Below are 578 nucleotides of genomic sequence, written 5' to 3' on the forward strand. Positions count from 1 at the left end.
CCGTGCCAGGGCCAGCGCCGACATCGAGCAGGGTTTTCGGCGCATAGTCGGGCCGTGCCTCGCTGACCGCATCAAGGCTGGCACGGACGGCGGCGTAGGTCGCCGGCAGCCGCGTCGCCAGATAGGCCTTGACCGCCGTCTCCTCGGCCATGTGCAGGCGGCCGTCGCGCAACTCGGCGCGGTAGCGGTCCGATAGCGTCTTTGCCGCCTGCTTCAATGTCGGCAGCGGCACTTTTTCGAGGAGGCGCTCGACGCCCTGCCGAAGCGGGATAGGCAGTTCCATAGCTCACGCCCCCCGAGGCGCGAGCAGGATGACCGAGGCGCCGACGATGCAGAGCGCGGACCCGGCAATATCCCAACGGTCGGGACGCACGCCTTCCACCAGCCACAACCATCCGAGCGAGGCGGCAATGTAAATGCCGCCATAGGCGGCATAGGCGCGGCCCGCCGCACTGATGTCTACCAGCGCCAGCAGGAATGCGAACAAAGCGAGTGAGGCCAGGCCTGGAGCCAGCCACAGCGGCGACTTTTCCAGCCGCCACCACGCCCACGCCGAATAGCAGCCGGCGATCTCGGCA

The 578-nt window shown here is 68.0% G+C and carries 2 protein-coding genes; both read right to left on the reverse strand.

Annotated features, from left to right (window positions below; translation table 11 throughout):
• Positions 1 to 283 (reverse strand): small ribosomal subunit Rsm22 family protein (locus EOB36_RS33980; protein WP_281035507.1); only part of this gene is annotated, 283 nt, incomplete at its 3' end.
• Between the two features lie 3 nt (positions 284 to 286).
• On the reverse strand, positions 287 to 578 hold a 292-nt coding region (locus EOB36_RS33985; RefSeq protein ID WP_128286596.1), incomplete at its 5' end, for a YnfA family protein.

The sequence above is a fragment of the Mesorhizobium sp. M6A.T.Cr.TU.017.01.1.1 genome (assembly GCF_004023115.1).
Taxonomy (GTDB): domain Bacteria; phylum Pseudomonadota; class Alphaproteobacteria; order Rhizobiales; family Rhizobiaceae; genus Mesorhizobium; species Mesorhizobium mediterraneum.